This window comes from Nonomuraea sp. NPDC049646 (assembly GCF_044465525.1).
Lineage (GTDB): Bacteria > Actinomycetota > Actinomycetes > Streptosporangiales > Streptosporangiaceae > Nonomuraea.
Window position 1 is genome coordinate 694,385 of sequence record NZ_JBITLU010000001.1, and the last position, 21,286, is coordinate 715,670.

Sequence of the window (21,286 nt, forward strand, 5' to 3'; positions counted from 1 at the left end):
GCTTGCCCGCCACCGGCAAGCCCGGCGTCGACCGGCGCGCAACCGGCTCCGCCGATCGTGGTCCGGACCGCGATCGGAAGGGACGGCCGCCATGGAACAGCGCAGGGTGATCGAACGGCACGGCGTCTCGGCCATGCCCGAGCATCGCCGCACCGCCCGCCCCGCGAGCGTGACGTGGGTGCTGGTGGGATCGAACCTGTCGCTCAGCGCGACGGTGTTCGGCTGGCTGCCCGTCACGTACGGCCTGAGCTGGTGGCAGATCGTCGCGGCCGCCGTGACCGGCACCGCGCTCGGCCTGCTGGCGGCGGCGCCGCTGGCGCTGCTGGGCTTCCGGGCCGGGACGAGCAACACGGTGGCCGCGGGCGCGCACTTCGGCGTGCGCGGCCGGCTGGTGGGCTCGCTGATCGGGCTGCTGCTGTCCCTGGGATACACGGCGGTGGCGATCTGGACGGGCGGCGAGGCCGTCGTGGTCGTCCTCGCCCGGGTGAGCGGCGCGATGCCGGGCGAGGCGGCCCGCGCGGCGGCCTACGCGGGCATCGCGGTGCTGGTGGCGGCCCTGGCCGTCGGCGGGTTCGAGCTGATCTCCCGGATCAGCGCGCTGCTGGTGGCGCCGATGGCGCTGGTGCTGGCCACCGGGGTGGTCGCGTACGCGCCGGGCTTCGACCCGTCCTGGTCCGCGGCCGTCGCGGACGGGCCGGGCGGCGCATCGGCGTGGATTCTCGCCCTGGTCACGGCCGGGATCAGCGGCCCGGTCGCCTACGCCACGATCATCGGCGACTACACGCGTTACCTGTCGCCCAGACGGCACAGCGCGGCGAGCGTGGTGTGGTCGTCGGCCGCCGGGCTGTTCTGCGGACTGCTGGCGCCCACGTTGTTCGGCGCCTTCGTGGCGATCTCGACGCGGGCGGGGAGCGCGTACCTGGAGAGCCTGGTACGGGCGGCCCCGGCCTGGTACGTGCCGCTGCTGCTGTTCGCCGGCGTGGCCGGGTGCCTGGGCGCGGCGGGCGTGCCGCTGTACAACATGGGGCTGGAGCTGCACGGCCTGTTCCCGCGCACGTCCAGGACGGCGGGGGCGGCGGTGGCGACGGCGCTCACGGTCGGGCTGGTGTTCGCCGGCCGTTCCACGGTGGGGGTGGAGCAGGCCGTGACCGGGTTCGTCGTGGTGCTGACCGTGCTGGCCACGCCCTGGGCGGTCATCGCGCTGATCGGCCACCTGCGCTGCGGACGGGTGTACGACGTGCGGGACCTGCAGGTGCACAACAAGAGCCTGTCGGGCGGCCGCTACTGGTACGCCGGCGGCTGGAACCCGCGCGCCTGCGCCGCCTGGCTGGCCGGCGCCGCCGTCGGCCTGCTGGACGCCGACAGCCCCCTCTACACCGGCCCGCTGGTCGGCCTGACCGGCGGCCTGGACGTCGGCTTCCTGCTGTCGGCGCTGGTCGCGGCCTGCGTCTACCTGCTGCTCGGCACCGGGCACCGGGCCGGCGAGCCGATCCCCGACTGGCGGCAGACGTACCTGTGGCCCGCCGCCGGCCGCTGAAGCCTGGAAGGAGAACCGAGATGACGGTCATCGTCGTCCTGTCGGTCGCGGTGGTCGCCGTGCCGATCGCGGTGTGGGCGCTCGTCCGCGACCGGCTCAGGGCGTCCGGCGCGGCGTGCACGGAGGCGCTGGCCGAGGCCGGCCGGCGGCTCGACCCCGACGCGGGGAAGAGCCCGCCGTGCCTGTTCGACCCGGCGCACGGGCCGTCCACGGAGACGGTCGTGTGGCGGCCGGGCGGGAACTCCCGTCCTCGCCCGGTCCCGTGCTGCGCCCTCGACGCGGCCGCGGTGGAGGCCGGCCGCGTCCCCGCCTACCGGTACGTGACCGGCGGCGACGGAGAGGTGCGCTACTTCGACGCCTACGGGCTGTACGCTTCCTGGCTGCTGGGCCACTTCAGCGGCTTCGACACCGACCTCACCGCCCGGCTGCTGGCCGGCACGCCGCTGGGCGCCCACCTGCCCGACCTCATCAGGGGAGCGTCATGAGCCTCGATCACACCCGAGCGACCCGGCTGTGCCCGGTGGACGACCTGGACGACCGTCTGCGGGCCGCGGTCACGGACTACGCCGCGCAGCAGCTTCTCGGCGACCTGGCGGAGACGGCCGACGTGTGCTGCGAGACCCGCAGCGTCCCCGTCCCGCAGCCGGGCCGAGGGCGGCGCGGCCTGCTGAACGGGCTGTTCGGCGCCGCGTCCAGGGCGGCCGGGCTGGAGATCGGGCCGTTCACCACGGCGGCCGTCGTCACGCCGGGCGTGATCGTGATCGCCACCGTCACCGACCGGGGCACGCAGGTGCGGCTGGGCGCCCGGCTGGCGGACGTGTCGCTGCACGTCGCCGGCCCCGTGCCGGACGGGCGGGCCGCGGGGGTCGACGTGCAGGCGCGCTGGTTCGGGTCGTCGGAGGCCAGCTCGTACCTGCTGCCGCTGGACACCGGGCCCGCCGGGCAGGCGTTCCTGGCCCGGCTGCGCGAGCTGACCGCCGCGGCCCGGCACAGGTGAGCGGTCAGGCGCGGCCCGTGCCCGCGTCGTCGCCGAACCGCACCGCGAGCTGCGTGCGGCCGCGCACGCCCAGCTTGCGGTAGGCGCTGGACAGGTGCGTCTCCACGGTCTTCACATCGATCACCAGTTCCTCGGCGATCTCCCGGTTGGACCGGCCGCGCGCCGCGAGCACGGCCACCCGTCCCTCCGACGGCGTCAGCCCGTACGGCTCGGCCGGGCGGACGGGCTGCGCCGCCGCCTCGGCCCAGCGGTCCGCGCCGAGCCCGGCGAAGACGGCGGCGGCCCGCTCGGCGCTCTGCCTGGCCGCGGCCCGCTGCCGCAGCCGCGTCTGCGCCTGGGCCAGCGCCAGCAGCGTGCGGGCGAGCTCGAACGGCATGCCCGCGGCGGTGAACTCCGCGCAGGCGGCGCGCAGTTCCTCGGCGGCCCGTTTGGGCGAGCCCGTGGCGACGAGCAGCAGGCCGCGGGCCCGGCCCGCCACCCCTCTGGCCAGCGGCCGGCCGATGAGCCGCGCCGACCTGGCGGCCCGCTCGGCCAGCTCGGCCGCCCGGTCGAGGCGGCCGAGCGCCACCAGCGCCTCCACGTGGTCGCACACCGCGGTCGGGCACACCACTTCGAGCGCCGCTCCGAGGGCCGTGGCCGCCTGCTCCATGTGCTCCAGGTGCCGTGCCGCCTCGGCCGGGTCGCCCGCCGCCAGCTCGACGAAGCCGAGCAGGGCCCGCAGGCACAGCGCGCCCGTGCCCATGCCGGACCGCAACGCCACGGCCAGCCCCTCCTCGGCGATCGGCCGCGCCCGGTCCAGCTCGCGCCGGTGGGCCAGCACCAGCGCCTCGGTGAACAGGGCGGACGTGGACGGCGTCCCGGTCTCCTGCCCGGCGCGGCGGGCGAGCGCGGCGCGTTCGGCGGCGGCGTCGAGGTCGCCCGCCAGGCACTCCACCTCGGTGGCCCACATGAGCGCGGACGGGATGTAGGCCTCCACGCCGGCCGCCACCGCCGCCGTGCGGACGGTGTCGAGCGCCGCCCGCGCCGCCGGCAGGTCGCCGAGCGAGCGGTACAGGTAGCCGGCCACGTGCAGGGCGGCGAACGGCGAGCGGTCCAGCGGGTTGTCGTAGGACGGCTCGGGCACCGCGGCGGGCGGCCTGGCGGTGCGCATGAACTCGATGGTGATCGTGGCGATGGTGGCCTCGTCGCGCAGGGCGGCGTCCCCGGTGCGGGCGGCCACGGCCAGCAGCTCGCGGGCGTGCCCGGCGGCTCCGGCCAGGTGGCCGACGTGCATGCGCGAGTACGCGAGGTCGGCCAGGATCGGCACGAGCAGCTCGGTCGACTCCCCCGCCTCCAGCCTGGCCTGCTGGTTGGGGACGAGCGCGCCGGCGTAGTCCCCCTCGCAGAAGATCGCCCGGTTCAGCAGGAACAGCACCTCGGCCCTGACCGGCCCGGACGGGCACCGCTGCGCGACGTCCTCCAGCAGCGCGCGGGCCCGGGACGCGCCGCCGCTGGTGATCAGGTTCGCCGCGGCCTCGATCCGCCGCCTGGTGGCCAGGTCGTCCTGCTCGGACGGGGTGAGCCGGGCGGCCCACTCGGCCAGCTCGCCCGCCGTGTACGGCGCCCCGCGCGCCACCGCCGCCCGCGCCGCCTCGTGCAGGGCGTCGGCGGCGACCGCGTCGGGACCGGTCGCGGCCAACGCCAGGTGCCTGGCCCGCTCCTCCGGCCCGGCCGCCGTACGGGCGAGCCTGGCGTGCATCTCGCGCCGCCTCGCCGCTCCGGCCGACTCCAGGACGGCGGCGCCGTACAGGGGGTTGGCGAAGCGCGGGACCGGGCCGCCGGTGACGACGACGTGCCTGGCGACCAGCTCGGCCAGGCCCTCGTGCGCGGCGGGCAGTCCGTCGAGCAGCCCGGCGTGGGCGCGGGAGGCGGAGGCGAGCATCAGCGCCACCTCGGCCGCCGCCTCCGACAGGCCGTCCATCGCGGTGCGCAGCAGGTGCCGCAGGCTCTCCGGGACGGGCAGCCGCGCATCGGGGTCGAGCCGGTCGTCCAGGGTTCTGGCCAGCTCCAGCGCGAACAGCGGGTTGCCGCCGCCGGCCTCGTGGACGACCCGCAGCAGGGCAGGCCGCGGCGGCCGGCCGTACCGGGCGGTGAGCAGGGCGCCGATGGCGTCGGCGTCCATGGGGCCGAGCTCTTGCCGGTCGACCCGGTCGGGGGGCACGGCGTGGGCGAGCGGGGGGCGGGACAGGTCGCCGGCGCCGGTGCGGACCGTGGCCAGCACGCCGGCGGGCTGCTCCAGCCGGCGCAGCGCGAAGCCGAGCACCGCCTCGGTGGACGGGTCGAGCCATTGCAGGTCGTCCACGCCGACGATCAGCGGCCCCTCGTCGGCGTACCGTCTGAGCAGGTGCAGCACGGCCAGCGCGACCGCCCGCTGGTCCGGCGGCGTGGGACCGGGCTGCCGCCAGAGCAGCGCCACGCCCAGCGCGTCCCGCAGCGGCGCGGGCAGCGCGCGCACCGCCGCGGAGTCCTGCTGGCCGTCGAGCAGGTCGCCGAGGCCGGAGTAGATCAGCCCGGTCTCCGTCTCCCCCGGGCGGCAGGCGAGCACCCGGCCCGCGCCGGCCCTGACGGCGGACAGCGCGGCCGTCCACAACGACGTCTTCCCCATGCCGGCCGCGCCGCTGATCATGAGCATGCGGGGGCCGGCGTGCGGAAGATCGAGCCATGCGCGCACCGAGTCCAGCTCGGCGTCTCTTCCGAGGAGGCGTTCGCCCATGTTCTCCTGCCGTGGAACCGCCCCTCGGCGCCGCCGGGACGGTTGGGGCATCGTCCCGTCACGGCTCGTGGAGCGTAACAAAGCATGATCCTCGGGGAAAACGTCCCGCGGGTTCAGGGGTTTCCCTGAGGACGTGACAGACCCCGGCGCCTTTACTCGTCGTCGACGATGTCAGCCCCCTGCCCGGAGGTAGCACCCGGTGGCCGCAAACATCCGCGTGGCCGTACTCGGACCCGTCGAGCTCGTCGCCGGACACCGGCGTACCGGCCTGCCACGATCCCGCCTGCGCGCGGTGCTCGGCCTGCTGGCGTTCACGCCCGGCCGGGTGGTGTCGGTGGAACGCCTGGTGGACGGCCTGTACGGCGAGCAGCCGCCGGCCGAGGCCGTGCGCACGCTGCACACCTACATCTCCCACCTGCGCCGCAGGCTGCGCGAGGCCGGCCTGCCCGGCGTGCTGGAGACCCGCGCGCCCGGCTACCGGCTGGCGCTCGTGCCCGGCGAGGTCGACGCCGCCGTCTTCGAGTCCGAGGTGCTGCTCGGGCGCGGGCTGCTGGCGGAGGAGGTCTCGGACCGGGCGGCCGGCGTGCTCGCGGGCGCGCTGGAGCTGTGGCGGGGCGACGTGCTCGCCGACTGCCAGGTGCACGGCTGGGCGCACGGGGAGATGGAGCGGCTCAGGGAGATGCGGCTGTCGGCGACGGAGGACGTCCTGACCGCGCGGCTGCGCCTCGGGCTGCACCGGGCCGCCGCCGAGCAGCTGGAGCACCTGGTCGTGGAGCATCCGCTGCGCGAGCACCTGTGGGAGCTGCTCATGATCGCCCATGCCCTGTCGGGACGGCAGGGCGACGCCCTGGCCACCTTCCAGCGGGCCCGCCGGGTGCTCGACGACGAGCTCGGCGTCGAGCCCGGCCCCGCGCTGCGCGCGATCGAGGCGAACGTGCTGCGCCGCCGGCTCGCCGCCGAGGACCTGCTGCCCCCCGGCGGCGCGCCGGTCGTGCGGCAGGTGACGGCCGCGCCGGCCGTCCCGGCGGGCGGGCGCACCGGCGTCCCGGCTCCGATCACCCGGCTCGTCGGACGTGCGGCGGACCTGGCCGAGCTGCGTCCCCTCGTCGAAGGCCACCGCCTGGTGACGCTGACCGGCATGGGCGGCGTCGGCAAGACCCGCCTGGCCATGGCCGTGGCCCTGTCCATGGAAGCGACCCTGGACGCGGCCGTGGACGCGGGCTTCGACGGCGTGCACTTCGTGGAGCTGGCCCGGGTCGAGGACCCCGAGCTGGTGGCGCCGGCGATCGCCGACCTGCTCGGCGTGCACGCCGCCGGCGGCCACTCCACGCTGCGGGCGCTGGCCGAGCACCTGGGGACGCGGCGCGTGCTGCTCGTGCTGGACAACTGCGAGCACCTGGCCGACGCCTGCGCCGCCGTCGCGCACGAGCTGCTCACGAGCTGCCCGTCGGTGCACATCCTGGCCACCAGCAGGGAGACGTTGCGCGTGGGAGGCGAGCTGGTGTGGCGGGTGCCGCCGCTGGGCGCGCCGCCGTCGGCCGAGCTGTTCCTGGAACGCGCCGGGCTCGGCCCCGCTGCCCGCCTGGACGACGACCAGCGGGCCGCGCTGTCGCTGATCTGCGCCGACCTGGACGGGCTTCCGCTGGCCCTGGAGCTGGCCGCGGCCCGGGCCAGGGTGCTGACGCTGCCCCAGATCGCCGAACGGCTGCACGACCACTTCACGTTGCTGACCGGCGGCCCGCGCACCTCGCCGCCGCAGCACCGGACGATGCGGGCCGTCATCGACTGGAGCCACGCCCTGCTCGACGCCGGCGAGCGCGAGCTGCTGGGCGCCCTGTCGGTGTTCCCCGGCGGCTGCGACCTGTCGGCCGCCGCCGCGGTCTCGGCCGAGCCCGACGTTCTCGACCTGCTGGGACGGCTCGTCGACAAGTCCCTGCTGACCGTCGAACCCACGCCGGCCGGCGCCCGGTACCGGATGTCGCAGACGATCCGCCAGTTCGCCGCCGGGGAGCTCACCCCGCAGCGGCGCGACCTGATCGCGCGGCGGCACGCCGAGCACTACCTGGCCTTCGCCGAGAAGGCGGAGGGCGAGCTCAGGGGGCCGGGGCTCGGCGCGGCGCTGGACCGCATCGCCGCCGAGCACGACAACCTGCGCGCCGCGTGCACCTACGGCGCGGCCGACGAGGTGGCGCTGCGCATCGCGGGGGCCGTCTGGCGCTACTGCCACCTGCGGGGTCACTACTCCGAAGGCCGCCACTGGCTGGAGACCGCGTTGCGGCACGCCGGGGCCGCCCCGGAGCCGTACGTGGCCAAGGCGCTGGGCGGCGCCGCGACGCTGACCGCCTACGAATGCGACTACGCGCCCGCCACCGGGTACGCCGAACGCGCCCTGGCCGCGTGCCGGCGGCTCGGCGACGCGGCCGGCGTGGCGCGGGCGCTGAGCATGCTCGGCGAGATCGCCCGCGAGACCGGCGACTTCGACCGCGCCCTGCGCACCCACGAGCAGGCGCGGCAGGAGTACCGGACCGCCGGGGACGCGTGGGGCGAGGCGTTCCAGGTCGAGCTGCTCGCCCTGGCCTCGTGGCTGGCCGGGCGCTTCACCGAGGCGCGGGCTTGGGCACGGGAGGCGCACGACGAGTTCGTCCGGCTGGGCGACAAGGAGCGCATCGGCTGGACCCTGCTCGACCTGGCCGCCTGCGACCTGTACGACGGCGACCCCGCACACGCGCGTGACCTGCTGCTGGAGGCACTGGCGCTCTTCGAGGACGTCGGCTTCCCCGAAGGGCTCGGCTGGGCCGACAACCTGCTGGCCCTGGCTGACCTGGCCGACCTGACCGGCGCCGGGTCGTCCGGGGCGGACCTCGGGGCCGCGGCCCGGCGGCTGGGCCGCGCGCTCGACGTCCAGCACCGCCTGGGCGACCTGTGCCGGTCGTCGAGCGTGGTGGAGGCCATCGCCCGCACCCTGCACCTGGACGGCTCCCACGCCGCCGCGGCCGAACTGCTCGGCGGCGCCGCGGCGATCCGCGAGACGATCTCGGCGCCCGTGCCGCCGTGCGAGACGGCCGACCTCGCCGCGTTGGAGACCGGCCTGCGTACGGCCCTGGGCGCCGACGCCTACCAGGCCCGCCACACCACCGGCCGCCGCCGCACCATCGCCCGAACCGTGGCCACGGCCCTGTCCGCCACCGAAGAGGCGGCGACGTGACGCCCGGCGGGCCGACGCGAGGTGACGCGGACCACGTCACGCCCGGGGGCCGCCGCGACGCGACGCGGGCCACGTCACGCCCGCGCCGCCGCCGAGCCGGTGGCGAGGAACCGGCGGCCGGGCGGCCGGATCTCCACCGGCCCCCCACCGCCTCCAAGCGCCTCCCCATCACCTCCGGGCGCCTCCCCACCGTCTCCCGGCACTTCACCGCCGTTTCCGGGCGCCTTCTCGGCGGGTTCCCGTGGCGCGTCTTCACCCGGCTCTCGTGACAGCCCCTCGTCGGGCCTTCGCGGGGCTGTTCGGTGTGGGGTGGGTGGTGTTCGCTGATCGGGGGTGTGCTGGGATGCCACCTCGGTGCCTCCTTCGACGTTCCGTGCCGTCGTCCTCAGGACCAGGGCTACGCGGCCGCGGTTGCCGGAATGTTGCACCGCTGCTCCCCCATGGGCGCAACGGCTACATCGGCGCCGAGCGGACGACGCAGCGAGGGGCGGGCTCCTGGGCGGTGGCGAAGAACGCCGCGAACACGACCTGGTCGTCCTTGCGGCCGGTGTTCGTGACGAGCGGCCGCCCGCCGTCGACCAGCGGCAGCGCGGTGTACGTCGTGCCCGGCTCGACGGTGCGCTCGAAGGCCCAGGCGTTGCGGTAGCCGTCCCTGATCCGCATCTTCACCACGGTCGTGGACCCGCCGTGGTTGACGCGGAAGGTCAGCCTGTGCCACGCGCGGCCCCCGCCCGGCAGGTTCTCGAAGGTGGCGGTCGCGTCGAGCTCGTACCGCAGCGCCGTGCCGCCGTAGGTGTGGCAGTCGAGCTTGATGTCGGTCGCGGCCTGCGCCGGCGATGCCATCGCGAGCAGCAGAGTGCTCGCGGCGACGGCCGCCCCGGCCGCCCCGGCCGCTCTGCCGGTTCCGGTCACCGATCTGGTCATGGGTCCCCCTTGTGAGACTGACGTCGGACAGCCTCAGCAAAGAGGACCGCTGTTGCGCGGGGCTGCCCCCGCGCTTGCACCGCCGGTCAGCGCGCTCGTCGGCCGTCCCGGGTCAGTCTTCGAGGGCCTGGTAGAGGGTGGTCCAGAAGTCGTTCATCACGTGGGCCGGGTTCGGGACGGAGTAGCCGAGCTGGCAGAGCAGGATGCCGGTGAGCCCGTTGACCGGGTCGGCGTAGGCCGAGGTGCCGCTGCCGCCGTCCCAGCCGAACTGACCCACCGGGGCGTAGTCACCGCGGTAGGTGCGCACCGCCATGCCCATGCCCCAGCCGCCCTGCTGCCCCTGGCCGAAGGAGATGTGCACGTTGTTCCTGGCCAGGGCGGTACGGGCGTCGTTCTGCTGCGGAGTGAGCCGGTTGGTGGTCATCAGCTCGACGGCGGGCCGGGACAGGATGCGGGTGCCCTGGTGGGTGCCGCCGTTGAGCAGCATCCGGAAGTAGGCGTGGTAGTCGTCGGCGGTGGAGACCAGGCCGCCGCCGCCTCCCTGGAACGCCGGCGGCGTGCTCCACCGTCCGCCCTCGGGCTCGTCCCAGACGAGGAACTCGCCGGTGACCGGGTCGGGGGCGTACAGGGCGGGCAGCCGGTCGATCTGGTCGGCGGGCACGTGGAAGCCTGTGTCGGTCATGCCGAGCGGTTCGAAGACGCGCTCGCGCAGGAACTCCTCGAACGGCCGGCCGGTGACCCGGGAGACGAGCACGCCGACCAGGTCGCTGCTGATGTGGTACTGCCACTGCTCGCCCGGCTGGTACATCAGCGGCAGCTCGCCCAGGCGGCGCATCCACTCGTCCGGCCCGGGCATCTCGACCGGCAGGTTCGGGGTGAGGCCCCGCTCGAAGATGGCGTTCATGATCGGCTTGCCCAGCGCGGTGAAGTCCATGCCGAGCCCGAAGGTGGAGGTCAGCACGTCCCGCACGGTGATCGGCCGGTTGGCCGGGACGGTGTCGTCCAGCGGCGCGCCGGGGCTGGTGAGCACGCGCCGGTCGGCCAGCTCGGGCAGCCACGGGTCGACCACGTCGTCCAGGCGCAGCCGGCACTCGTCCAGCAGCACCATGGCCCCCGCGATCGAGACGGGCTTGGACGTGGAGGCCATCCGGAAGACGGTGTCGCGGCGCATGGGCGCGCCGCCGTCGTGCCGCATCGTGCCCAGCGCCTCGACGTGGGTCTCCTCGCCGCGGCTCACCAGGGCGACCAGGCCCGGGATCCGCCCGGAGTCGACGTGCCGGGCCAGCACCTCGCGCAGCCTGCGCAGCCCCTGCTCGGAGAAGCCGTTCCCGCCGATTGCCATGATCGTGTCTCCTTGTCGCGGTGGTCGATCCGCCGGATCCGTTCCGGTCCGGCGTTCATGGGTCAACCCTGGCGAGGAGCCCTGACACGGGGCCGTCACCGCACTGACGCCGCCGCTGACACGACCGGGCGCCGGCCGTCCTGGAGCGGGTCCGGCCGCCCTTCGAGGGACGTGAGGCTAGCGCTTGACGGAGACCAGCCGGTCCACGGCGAACGGGACGACCTGCGGCTGCGCCGCCTTCGTGCGCGCCGCGCTCTCGCCGCAGAGCCCGAGCAGCAGGTAGTCGACGGTGGCGTAGTCGATCGGGCTGATCACGATGTTGCCGTTCTCGTCCAGGCTCTGGTACTTCGTGCGGTTGACGCCCATGGAGAGCTGGCGGGCGCCGTCCGGGCTGGTGTAGGAGTCGGTGGCCATGCCGAAGACGCCGCCGCTGTGCCCCCAGAACCGTCCGCACGGCAGGTCGGTGGCGTAGATGCCGAGGCCGTAGGCCCCCGACACCCCGGCCACGGGCACCGTCTTCTGCATCTCGGCCAGCTCGGCCGGGCCGATCAGGCCGCCGCGCAGCAGCACCCGGTAGAACTGGTTGAGGTCCTCCATCGTGGACACGACGGCGCCCGCCGTGGTGATCCACGACATGTTGTAGACGCTGTAGTCCTTGGGCGGGTCGATGAAGCCGAACATCGACTCGTACGCCTTGGAGTGCGGGCCGGGGATGACCGGCGTGCGCGGGAACGACGTGTGCCGCAGCCCCGCCTTGCGGATGACGTTGCGGGTGATGTACCGCTCGGCGTTCTCGCCCGTCACCTTCTCCAGGAGCAGGCCGGCGATCAGGTAGTTGGTGTTGGAGTAGATCCCCGGCGTGGCGCCCGGCTCGCCGGTGGGCGTGGCGGCCAGGCCCAGCTCGACCAGCTCCCGGCGGGTGAAGGTGCGGAACCTGTTGTCGTCGAGGCTCTCGAACGTGCCCCGGAGCAGCGAGGGGAAGGCCGGGCCCACGTGGTCGGCGATGTGGCTCGTGTGGTTGAGCAACATCCGCACGGTGATCTTCTGGCCGCGCTCCCCCGGCACCACGTCGGGCAGGTAGCGGGCGATGGGGGCGTCCAGCTCGACGGCGCCGCGGGCCACCTGCTGGAGCAGGGCCACCGCGGTGAACGTCTTGGTGATGCTGCCGACCCGGTGCAGCATGCCGGGGCGCACGGGGCGCTTCGTGGCGACGTCGGCCACGCCGGAGGCGCCCCGCCAGCCGCGCTCGCCGTCGCGGACGGTCGAGTAGATGCCGTACATCCCGGCCTCGTGCACGGCGTCCAGCGACTGCCGCAGCGCCTGCCGGTCGAGCCCGGTCTCCCGCGCAGGGGCGGCCACTGCGGCCTGGGCCGGGGTGGCCGCCAGCACCATTCCGGCGGTCAGGGCGGCGGCCGTGGCGTTCTTTCCAAGCGTCCGGATGTTCATGGCCCCAGCATGATCGAGACGCGGTTGCGGGGGTCAGTCCCGGCTGTCATCGGCTGCACATGACAGGAGTCATGAAGGGCTCCGGGCAGGGCGGCGCGCGTTCGCCGGAGCCGGGCCTGGATGCGACCCCCGCCAGCCTCGCCGGCCTGCTGGACGCCTCGCTGACTGGGCTCGAACCAGCGTCCACCCGGTCCGAAGAGCCGGGCGCTCTACCACTGAGCTACAGCGAGATCCTCCGAGCATCGCGCATCAGGGCTCGTCCTCGCCACCCGGAATCGGAGGCGACGGGAGATCCGACACGACCACGCCGGCGGCCAGGCCGTGAGCGGCGTCGTCGGCCAGGTCGGGCCTGATCCGCCTGCCGCTGAACACTCCGGCCCGGCGCAGCAGCGACGCCCACACCGGATCGGCGATCGTCACCCCGTGCACCAGCTCCGGCGTCGGGGCGAACCGCGCCACCCGGTGCCCGGCGGGACCGGCGGTCCAGCCGCTCTCCGCCGGGTCGAGCCCCGCTTCCCGGCACGCCCGCTCCACATCCGCGCGGGTGCACGTCACCCGCCCGGACAGCACCTCCCACGGCAGCGGCAGCGCCGCCCAGACCTTCGTGTCCGGGTTCAGGCCGCCGCCGGTCCGCTGGTGCCACCAGGCCAGGTCCGCGGCCATGAGCCGCATCGCCTTGCCGGGGCAGGCCGCGTCCAGCAGCGGCAGGGCGTCCATCGACTGGAGGCAGGCCAGCCAGCCGGCGCGGGCCGCGTTGTACGCCTGGGCGACGGTGTTCCAGGTGGAGGAGTCGTCGCCGCGGCGCACCACCATCGACTGCCGGTCGGGCGGACGGGCCGGCCACGCCTTCTCCAGCCGCTGCGCGCACTGCCGCATGACCGCGTACCAGGCGCCCAGCATCTCCCCCCGGTCGGCGTCGGACAGCCGGGCGAGGACGGACGGCTTGGCGTACACGAGCGCGATCATTGCCCAGTCGGTGTCCGGGTTCTTCTCGCAGCGGGCCAGGAGCGTCCGCGCGACGTCGTCGAACGGGTTGTCCTTGCCGTGCAGGGCGAACTGGCGGCGCAGGTTGCGGCGGGCGGTGAAGTAGGCGACGAAGCAGGCGGCGTCCGGATCCGCGGCGAACCTGTCCCAGGAGATGCCGGCGGCGAAACCGCCGCGGCCGACCAGCACCAGCCGCCGCAACTCCTGGCCGTCGCTGAGCTTGGCGGACTTGGCCGAGAGGCGGCCGAGCGCGCGGAACCGCCGGTTGTACTGCCGCTTGGGCAGGTCGATGCCGCTTTCCCGCCGGGCCGCCCGGTTGAGGCGGTCGTACTTGTAGTCGGCCCGGTCCGGGCTCCACCCGATCTCCTGCCCGGCGAGCCGCGCCACCTCCGCCAGCGACACGGGGTCGTCGGCGTTCCGCACCGTCCACTCCGGGTGGGTGAACAGCCGCGCCACCGCGGCGAGCTGCTGCCCGCCGCCCCGGGGCCGCACGAACTCCTCCGTCATGGAGCTGACGTGGCCGCGGCGCCGCTGGGAGCGCGTGGCCGCCCGATCGAGCGTCAGCCGCTCCGGCGAGGAGAGCGAGCCGTCGAGAGCGAGCGAGATCAGGTCCGCGACGTCTTCGGGACGCATGCGGCGGTCGAGCGAGCGGTGCAGGTCGAGCAGAGGCGTGGCGGTCATCGTGCGGGCTCCCTGAGCAGTCATGGGGAGGTTAGCCCGCAGGTGCCACCGGGCGCGACGCCGTTTCGGCCCCGGCGGCCGCGCCCGTGCTCGGACCGGCCTGCTCAGCGCGTTCCCGGCTCGTCCGGCAACCGTACGACGGCGGTGCCGGCCTGCGACTCGCCGAACCCCCAGCCCGCGACGACGGTGCAGCCGGCCGCTTCCACGACGTCGGACCACGGCCACTGACCGGCGTCGCAGTAGAAGCCGCCCTCGCTGCGCGCGTCGTTCTCGCCGAGGCAGAGCATGCGCAGGTGGTCGCGCAGCGCGGGGTGCGTGACCGCGCCCAGCCGTTCTTCCCAGGGCTCGGCGGCGGAGCGGGGGCGTCCCCTGTCGGAGATCGACACCAGGTGTCCGGGGCCGCGTTCGGTGAACGTGGCGGCCCGCATCGCGTCGTCCAGGGTGCCGTCGGTGGCGACCCGCAGCAGCACGCTCAGCCAGCCGTTCAGCTTCTCGGCCTGCCGGCCGGTCAGGTCGACGCCGTGACGGTCCAGCAGCGGCCCCAGCAGCGCGCCGCGCACCAGCACGCCGTCGGCCTCGTCGACCCAGGAGACGGCCCGCAGCCCGGCGGCGAAGGCGTCGTCGAACGGCCGCGGGCCCTTGTGCCCGCCGTCACCCCACGCCCCGGTTCCCGCCACGAGTTCGGCCTCGAACCGGAACAGCGACTCGCTCAGGTCGAACCGCCAGGTCCAGGGAGAGAAGGGGTGCTCGCCGTCGGAGTCCGGAAGGTGCCTGGCCTTCCGGTCGGACAGCGCCGCGGGGGTGGCCCAGGGGTTGGGGAACAGGAACTCGTCGAAGGTGTCCGAGGCGTAGTACACGCCGTACCCGGCGGCAGGGTGGGCGGCCGGTTCGCTGCCCAGCAGGATCGCGAAGGCATCGGCCAGCGCGGCGTCCCATTCTCGGGGGTCAGGCGCGGGAACCGTCTGGGATGTCACGATGAACGCTCCTTCATGTCGTGTCGCGCGGGTTGTCGCAAACTATCGGCATTTCCCGGCGGGCCGGGATCACCGCTCACGGCGGCGGCCGAGTTGCCGGCGGTGCACCACGAGCCCGGCCAGCGTCAGCAGGGAGACCAGAGCGAGCTGCCACCAGTTGTCCGGGTTGCCGCCGAGGTCCAGGTCGGCCGCGTGGTTCACCGCGTGCAGCGTGTTGGCGACGAGGAAGCCGACCAGCACGACCGACAGCACGTCGCGCCACACCAGCGCGCTCAGCATCGTCAGCCCGATGCCGATCTGGAAGACCCCGGCGTCGTGCAGGAAGTGCACGTGATTGGGGAAGCGGGCGAAGACCGCGAACCCCGCCGGGTCGAGGCGCATCCACACGCCGAAGCCCAGCATCATGAGCGCGCCGACCGCCACGGCCGCCTGGACGAAGATCCTGGCCGGCCTGCTGTAGCCGTTCGTCATGTCATGTCCCTTTCGTGGATTTGCTCTGCGAGAGGAGGGCACCGGCCGGGCGGGTGCTCAGCGCGCCTTCAGCCCGTCGGGCACGCTGCGGTGCACCGGGATCCAGCCCAGGTCCCGGGTGGCCTTGGCGTGCGAGACCCGCGTCGTGGTGTCCATCAGCAGGCAGCCCAGGTACGGCACGGTCAGCCTGACCAGCCATCTCGGAATCACGACGGGACGCGGCGTCCCGTGCGCGCGGGCGACCGCGGTCAGGAAGTCGCGCCAGCTCATCGGCCGGTCGTCCACGACGTTGTACGCCTGCCCAGCGCCGCCGCGTTCCATGGCCGCCGACAGCGGCGGGGTCCCGATCGCGCCGGTCGCCCCGGCCAGCAGTGCCTTCATCGCCCCTGCTCCTTCGCCCGTCGCCCGTGGTGGTGTGTCACGGGGGTCTCCTCAGCCGGATGGACAGCACTGGGAGGACGGGACAGCCGGTCCCGATGTGACAGGCGCTCGGGCGGTCGTCGACCGCTAGTGGCCGCCCGCCTGTTCGCCCAGGTCGGAGGCGCACGAGATGATCAACGTGATGAGGTCGCGCATGGGGGTCAGGAGCTCCGGATAGGCGTCGGCGTTGAGGTCGTACAGGCGCAGGGTGCCCTTGCGCCGGACCGTCACCAGATTCGCGTCGCGCAGGATCTTGAGGTGGTGGGAGGTGGCGGGCTGGGACAGCTCCAGGTGCGCGGCGATGTCGCCGACGCTGCGGGGGGACGCGGACTCCAGCAGGTGGACGACGATCTCCTGCCTGCGCTCGTCCCCCAGGGCGGTGAACAGCGGCCGGGTCCGCGCGAACAGCGCGAGGACGTCCCGGGCCTCGATCGAGCCGCTCATGCGGGCAGCGAGTCGCGCACGGCGGACAGGCGGCCGACCGGCAACGCCCTGGCGGACCCTTCGGCGATCCAGCCGTCCAGCATCAGCCGCGTCTGCGCGCCCACCTTCGTGAAGTGCGTCTCCAGGTAGCGGCGCAGGTCGAACGGAAGCAGCCGGGGCAGCACGCGCAACGCCAGCCCCACGGCCCAGGACGGGACGGCGACGGGAGCGCGCAGCCCGTGCTGGGCGCAGACCACCGCGACGGCCTCCCTGACGGCCGCGGCGGCGCCCCGCAACCGCGTGCCGGACGCGGGCAGCCGCCAGCCGGAGGACTCCAGCGCGGCGATGTAGGGAATCATCCGGGCGGCGGTCAGCTCCCCCGCGCCGGCCCGCGTCACCCGCCTGGCCCGCACGCCGCCGGCCCGCAGCGCGGCGACGACCTGCGGCGCGCGCGCCCCGGTGACGCCCGTCGCCGTACCGGGCGGCACCCAGTACGCCACTCCCGGCGCGGGGACCTCGCGCTCCAGCGGCGCCTGGTAGGCCAGCAGCGTCGGGGTCACCTGGACGATCTGCTCCCGCGGCCAGATCCCGGCGAGGGTGCGCAGGTCGCCCGGGTCCTGGCCGATGGTGACCACCGTGGCCGCGCCGGTCACCGCGCGCAGCGCGGCCGTCCAGTCGCCGCGCAGCGCCGGGGAGTCCACGCAGAGCCACACCATGTCCCACCGCTCGCGGGGCGGCTCGCTGCGCACCTCGTGCGGCTCGATCCGCTCGGTCACCGGCGCCCGCCCCCGCCTGAGCCGGTACAGCGGGCCCCCTTCCCAGCCCTCCCGGCCCGGCCGCACGAGATAGCTGACCCGGGCCCCGCCCGCGGCCAGCCACGCCCCGAAGACCTGCCCCAGCGCGCCGGCACCGACAATCAGCACCTTCGTCATTCGTACTCCATACATCTAAATATTTGGATGTATAGAACATTATCACCGCCAAGATCTCCGGCGTCCGCGACGTCTTTTCCGCGCCGGCGACACCTTGACAGCGGGCCCCGGGCTGCCGATGATCGAGGCGCTATACCGATTTATCTCCAGCCCTCCCGCAGCGTCGCCAGAACGAGTGGACTGGACTTAACCGATATAGCAAATCATCCCCCCATGCCCTGAGGAGCCGATCGTGAGTTCACCGCTCATGCGGAGAAGGACCCTGCTGTCAGCGCTGGCCGCGGCCGCCGCCGGTGCCGCGTTACCCACCGCGGCACATGCCGAGCGCCGCACGGCCGCCAAGACCGGCCCGCTCTCGGTGGTCTACATCGAGGTCAACAGCGAGAGCATGACCAACGTCACGAAGTACACGCTCGCCAGAGGCGGCGCGCAGGTGTTCGACATCGCGGTCATCTTCGCCGCCAACATCAACTACGACGGCACGAAGGCCTACCTGCACTGCAACGAGAACGTGCAGCGGGTGCTCGACAACGTCGCGACCGAGGTCCGCCCGCTGCAGCAGAAGGGCGTCAAGGTCCTGCTGTCCATCCTCGGCAACCACCAGGGGGCCGGCTTCGCGAACTTCCCGTCCCAGCAGGCCGCCGACGCCTTCGCCCAGGAACTGGCCGACGTGGTGACGACGTACGGGCTCGACGGCATCGACTTCGACGACGAGTACGCCGAGTACGGCAACAACGGCACCGGCCAGCCGAACGCCTACTCCTTCGTCTACCTGGTCAAGGCCCTGCGCCAGAAGCTGCCGAACAAGCTCATCACGCTGTACGACATCGGCCCGGCCGCCGACCGCCTGTCCTACAACGGCGTCAGCATCAACAACACCTTCGACTACGCCTGGAACCCCTGGTACGGCACCTGGTCCGTGCCGAACGGCCCGACCTCCAAGTCCCGCCTGTCGCCGGCCGCCGTGTCGTTCACCGGCACCGGCTCGTCCACCGCCGCGTCCCTCGCCCGCCGAACGGTCAACGAGGGGTACGGCGTCTACCTCACCTACAACCTCACCTCGGCGAACACCGCCTCCTACATCTCGGCGTTCACCAACAAGCTGTACGGGAGCTCCGCGGTCTACACCCCCTGACCCGGACGCGAACGAGGGGCACCCCGACGGGTGCCCCTCACCGGGAACGCGCGGTCAGCGGCCGAGCCGCAGGGTGACCAGCTCGAACGGCCGCAACGTCACCGGGATCGACCGGCCGGGCCGCTCCGGCTCGGCCAGCGGGCGCTCCAGCAGGTCGGTCACGGTCACCGAGGTGACGGGGAAGCCGGCCGTGAGCGTGGCCGCCGCCCGGCCGCCGCGCGACTCGTGGAAGCGCACCACGACGTCGCCGCTGCCGTCGTCGGCCAGCTTGACCGCGGTGATCACGACCGCGTCGTCGTCCACCGTGACCAGCGGCGCCACCTCGGCGGCGCCGGTCAGCACCCGCTCGGGCAGGTTGAGGAACCAGCCCTCGCGGACCGCGTCGCCGATCGTCGCGCCGGGCAGCAGGGCGTGCCGGAAGGTGTGCCTGCCCTGGTCGGTCTCGGGGTCGGGGAAGCGGGGGGCGCGCAGCAGCGACACCCGCAGGGTCGTGGTGGTGCCGCCGTCCTCGCGCACGGTCCTGGTCACGTCGTGGCCGTAGGTGGAGTCGTTGACCACGGCCACGCCCCAGCCGGGCTCCTCCAGGTGCACGAACTTGTGGTTGCACGCCTCGAACTTGGCCGCCTCCCAGCTCGTGTTGGTGTGGGTGGCGCGGTAGGCGTGGCCGTACTGGCTCTCGGCGGCGTAGCGCTCGGCGCGCACGTCCAGGGGGAAGGCCAGTTTGAGGAACTTCTCCGTCTCGTGCCAGTCGACCTCGGTGGCGATGTCGACCCGCCGCCCGTCCAGCGCGATCACCTGCGTGACGGACGAGCCGCCGAACGAGCGGGTGACGCGGACCGAGCCGGGCCGCTCGCCGGCCGTCACCTCGTCGGCCGCGGTGAGGTCGGCGACGGTGTTGCGGTAGAACTCGTCCACGTCCCAGGCGTCCCACATGTTGGGGAAGTCCTGGTGCAGCTGGAGCAGGTTGGCGGCCTGGCCGGGAGGCAGGGTCTCGCGCCGGGCCCGCAGGTCGTAGGCGGAGACGATCAGGCCGCGCCCGTCCACCTCGACCCTGAGCAGGCCGTTGTCCAGCACGAAGCCGCCGCCCTCGCGCGGTTCCACGGCCGCCGGGGTCGCCGGTGCGGCCGGGGCCGCGCCGCCGGCCGGGACACCGTTGCGGGCGTGCGGGGCCGCGTTGAAGACCAGCTCGTGGGGGCCGTCTCCGGCCAGCGCCCGCTGGGCGTCGTCGATCAGGCCGGTCAGCTCCTCGGCCAGCGCCGCGTAGGTGGCCCTGGCCTCGCGGTGCACCCAGGCGATGGACGAGCCGGGCAGGATGTCGTGGAACTGGTGCAGCAGCACCGTCTTCCAGATGCGGTCGAGCTGCTCGTACGGGTACGGCGCGCCGGCCCGGACGACGGCCGTGGCCGCCCACAGCTCGGCCTCGCGCAGCAGCGACTCGCTGCGCCGGTTGCCCTGCTTGGTCTTGGCCTGGCTGGTCAGCGTGGCCCGGTGCAGCTCCAGGTAGAGCTCGCCCACCCAGACCGGCGGGTCGGGGTACTCGGCCTCGGCCTTGGCGAAGAAGCCTGCGGGGGTCTCCCACGTGACGGTGGCCGAGCCCTCCAGGTCGCGCAGCCGGGCGGCCTTGGCCACCATCTCGCGGGTGGTGCCGCCGCCGCCGTCGCCCCAGCCGGTGGGGGCCAGCGAGTGCCGGGCGACGCCCTTGTCCTTGAAGTTGCGGGCCGCGTGCGCGATCTCCCGGCCGGTCATCGAGCAGTTGTAGGTGTCGACCGGCGGGAAGTGCGTGAACACCCGCGTGCCGTCGATACCCTCCCACAGGAACGTGTGGTGCGGGAACGTGTTCGTCCGGCTCCACGAGATCTTCTGGGTGAGCAGCCGCTTCGAGCCCGCCGCCTTGATGATCTGCGGCAGCCCGGCCGCGAACCCGAAGGTGTCCGGCAGCCACACCTCCTCGTTGTCGACGCCGAACTCGTCGATGAAGAAGCGCTTGCCGTGCACGAACTGGCGGGCCATGGCCTCGGAGCCGGGCATGTTCGTGTCGGACTCCACCCACATGCCACCGGTCGGGACGAACCGCCCGGCCGCCACGGCCTTGGTCACCTTGGCCCACACCTCGGGCCGGTGCTCCTTGAGCCACGCCCACTGCTGGGCCTGCGACATCGCGAACACGAACTCCGGCTCGTCGGCCAGCAGCGCCGTCATGTTGGCGGCCGTGCGGGCGACCTTGCGGACGGTCTCGCGCAGCGGCCACAGCCAGGCCGAGTCGATGTGGGCGTGCCCGACCGCGCTGATCCGGTGCGCCGAGGGCACCGCGGGCGCGGACAGCACGCCGGCCAGCTCGCCGCGGGCCGCCCCGGCGGTGGCGTTGACGTCCTGGAGGTCGATCGCGTCCAGGGCGCGGTCGATCGCCCGGGTCAGCTCCGCGCGGCGGCCGCTGTCCGCGGGCAGCTCGTGCATCAGCTCGCCGGCCACCTCCAGGTCGAGGATCAGGTTCCACACCGTCTCGTCGAACACGGCCAGGTCCATGCGCGCCAGCCGGTACTGCGGCTCGCTGCCCGCCGTCTCCTTGTCGCCGAGCAGGGTGGGCACGAACGGCTTGTAGTCGAGCACGACCGGGTTGGAGGCCGCCTCGATCCGCAGCTCGACCTGCTCGCCGCCGGTCACCGGCGCGCCGACGCGCACCCACTGGTTACGCGGGTTGAGCCCCTTCACGGGCGTGCCGTCGGGCAGGTAGACCAGGCCCTCGCACTGGAAGCCGGGCATGTTCTCGTCGAAGCCGAGGTCGAGCACCGCCTCGACGGTCCGGCCCGTCCAGGACAGCGGGACGGTGCCGGTCACCGTGAACCAGCTCGTCGCCCACGGCGCGCCCCACGCCGCGCCGACCGCGATCGGCTCGGTGGGAGCCGCGAGCCCTTCGGCGACGGGGACGGGCTCGCCCGGCGCGGTCCAGACGCGCACGTCCATCGGCACGGACTCGGGGTAGAGGGCCGGGCGCAGACGTTCGTCCAGCACGCGCTTGAGACGGGCTTCGACCAGTGTGCGGTCGTCATGCATGGAGAGAGACTC

General features: G+C 74.1%; 16 protein-coding genes and 1 tRNA gene. 5 read left to right on the forward strand and 12 right to left on the reverse strand.

Features of this window, described 5'->3' with window-relative positions; all coding sequences use genetic code 11:
• Positions 1-91: 91 nt before the first annotated feature.
• Genes ACIBQ8_RS03160 through ACIBQ8_RS03170 form a run of 3 tightly spaced genes read left to right on the forward strand, consistent with a single transcriptional unit; the run spans position 92 to position 2,534 of the window.
• Entirely contained in the window at positions 92-1,537 is a 1,446-nt protein-coding gene (locus ACIBQ8_RS03160; RefSeq protein WP_397168625.1) for a purine-cytosine permease family protein, read from the forward strand.
• Between the two features lie 20 nt (positions 1,538-1,557).
• The gene (locus tag ACIBQ8_RS03165) at positions 1,558-2,022 is read left to right on the forward strand and encodes a hypothetical protein (protein ID WP_397190884.1); all 465 of its coding nucleotides are present in this window, start codon (positions 1,558-1,560) and stop codon (positions 2,020-2,022) included.
• The gene (locus ACIBQ8_RS03170; protein WP_397168628.1) at positions 2,019-2,534 is read left to right on the forward strand and encodes a hypothetical protein; all 516 of its coding nucleotides are present in this window, start codon (positions 2,019-2,021) and stop codon (positions 2,532-2,534) included. Before ACIBQ8_RS03165 ends, ACIBQ8_RS03170 begins: the two co-directional genes overlap by 4 nt.
• Positions 2,535-2,538: 4 nt before the next feature.
• On the opposite strand, the gene ACIBQ8_RS03175 is transcribed toward ACIBQ8_RS03170, so the two are convergent.
• The gene (locus tag ACIBQ8_RS03175; RefSeq protein ID WP_397190885.1) at positions 2,539-5,286 is read right to left on the reverse strand and encodes an AAA family ATPase; all 2,748 of its coding nucleotides are present in this window, start codon (positions 5,284-5,286) and stop codon (positions 2,539-2,541) included.
• A gap of 199 nt (positions 5,287-5,485) precedes the next feature.
• Here ACIBQ8_RS03175 and ACIBQ8_RS03180 point away from each other — a divergent pair, with 199 nt between their 5' ends.
• The gene (locus ACIBQ8_RS03180; RefSeq protein WP_397190886.1) at positions 5,486-8,491 is read left to right on the forward strand and encodes a BTAD domain-containing putative transcriptional regulator; all 3,006 of its coding nucleotides are present in this window, start codon (positions 5,486-5,488) and stop codon (positions 8,489-8,491) included.
• A 453-nt stretch (positions 8,492-8,944) separates the two neighbouring features.
• Here the strand turns inward: ACIBQ8_RS03180 and ACIBQ8_RS03185 are convergent, their stop codons facing one another.
• The 10 genes from ACIBQ8_RS03185 to ACIBQ8_RS03230 all read right to left on the reverse strand — a co-directional run bounded on the left by ACIBQ8_RS03185 (position 8,945) and on the right by ACIBQ8_RS03230 (position 17,088).
• Positions 8,945-9,415: a hypothetical protein gene (locus tag ACIBQ8_RS03185; protein WP_397190887.1), complete on the reverse strand. Its 471-nt coding sequence runs from the start codon at positions 9,413-9,415 to the stop codon at positions 8,945-8,947.
• Between the two features lie 112 nt (positions 9,416-9,527).
• Positions 9,528-10,757 carry a serine hydrolase domain-containing protein gene (locus ACIBQ8_RS03190; protein WP_397190888.1) on the reverse strand — a complete coding sequence of 410 codons (1,230 nt, stop codon included), beginning with the start codon at positions 10,755-10,757 and terminating at the stop codon, positions 9,528-9,530.
• Between the two features lie 177 nt (positions 10,758-10,934).
• Positions 10,935-12,203 carry a serine hydrolase domain-containing protein gene (locus ACIBQ8_RS03195; protein WP_397168634.1) on the reverse strand — a complete coding sequence of 423 codons (1,269 nt, stop codon included), beginning with the start codon at positions 12,201-12,203 and terminating at the stop codon, positions 10,935-10,937.
• Between the two features lie 156 nt (positions 12,204-12,359).
• Positions 12,360-12,433 (reverse strand) — tRNA-Lys (locus ACIBQ8_RS03200).
• A 19-nt stretch (positions 12,434-12,452) separates the two neighbouring features.
• Positions 12,453-13,868, reverse strand: a complete 1,416-nt coding sequence (locus ACIBQ8_RS03205) for a hypothetical protein (protein WP_397168636.1) — start codon at positions 13,866-13,868, stop codon at positions 12,453-12,455.
• A 104-nt stretch (positions 13,869-13,972) separates the two neighbouring features.
• Complete coding sequence (locus tag ACIBQ8_RS03210; protein WP_397190889.1) at positions 13,973-14,842, reverse strand: hypothetical protein; 870 nt, start codon at positions 14,840-14,842, stop codon at positions 13,973-13,975.
• Between the two features lie 69 nt (positions 14,843-14,911).
• Positions 14,912-15,313, reverse strand: a complete 402-nt coding sequence (locus ACIBQ8_RS03215; RefSeq protein WP_397168638.1) for a hypothetical protein — start codon at positions 15,311-15,313, stop codon at positions 14,912-14,914.
• Between the two features lie 57 nt (positions 15,314-15,370).
• Positions 15,371-15,694 (reverse strand): hypothetical protein, encoded by a 324-nt coding sequence (locus ACIBQ8_RS03220; RefSeq protein ID WP_397190890.1) that lies wholly within the window; start codon positions 15,692-15,694, stop codon positions 15,371-15,373.
• 126 nt (positions 15,695-15,820) lie between these two features.
• Complete coding sequence (locus ACIBQ8_RS03225) at positions 15,821-16,177, reverse strand: ArsR/SmtB family transcription factor (RefSeq protein ID WP_397168640.1); 357 nt, start codon at positions 16,175-16,177, stop codon at positions 15,821-15,823.
• Positions 16,174-17,088, reverse strand: a complete 915-nt coding sequence (locus ACIBQ8_RS03230; RefSeq protein ID WP_397190891.1) for a ketopantoate reductase family protein — start codon at positions 17,086-17,088, stop codon at positions 16,174-16,176. Before ACIBQ8_RS03230 ends, ACIBQ8_RS03225 begins: the two co-directional genes overlap by 4 nt.
• Before the next feature lie 232 nt (positions 17,089-17,320).
• Between ACIBQ8_RS03230 and ACIBQ8_RS03235 the strand changes: the two genes are divergently transcribed.
• Positions 17,321-18,223, forward strand: a complete 903-nt coding sequence (locus ACIBQ8_RS03235) for an endo-beta-N-acetylglucosaminidase H (protein ID WP_397190892.1) — start codon at positions 17,321-17,323, stop codon at positions 18,221-18,223.
• Between the two features lie 54 nt (positions 18,224-18,277).
• Here ACIBQ8_RS03235 and ACIBQ8_RS03240 read toward each other — a convergent pair whose 3' ends face one another.
• Positions 18,278-21,274 carry an alpha-mannosidase gene (locus ACIBQ8_RS03240; protein WP_397190893.1) on the reverse strand — a complete coding sequence of 999 codons (2,997 nt, stop codon included), beginning with the start codon at positions 21,272-21,274 and terminating at the stop codon, positions 18,278-18,280.
• Positions 21,275-21,286 lie beyond the last annotated feature (12 nt).